At 64.3% G+C, this 238-nt stretch carries 1 protein-coding gene; it reads right to left on the bottom strand.

Translation table 11 applies throughout. The features are described from left to right. Window positions 1–213, bottom strand: a 213-nt coding sequence (locus B2J89_RS23425) for a MetQ/NlpA family ABC transporter substrate-binding protein (protein WP_371809124.1), incomplete at its 3' end; no start/stop codon positions are given. Between the last annotated feature and the right edge of the window lie 25 nt (window positions 214–238).

Here is a 238-nt window from a genome sequence, read left to right as displayed (position 1 = left end):
CGCGGCGTTGGGCTGCACATAGTCGCTGAACTCCACCACCTGGATCTTCAGGCCGTCCTTGGCCGCCACTTTCTTGACCTGCTCGAAGATCTGCGCGTGCGGGCCGGCCGTGACGCCGATTTTCAGGGTCTTGTCCTGGGCCCAGGCGCCCGTGGTGACACCAGCGGCCAGGGCCAGTGCGAGGGCGGATTGCAGGAGGGAGCGCTTGTTCACGGAAACACCTTTCAGTCAGAGATGC

The organism is Acidovorax sp. SRB_24, assembly GCF_012931925.1.
This window is presented reverse-complemented; position numbering and strand designations above follow the sequence as displayed.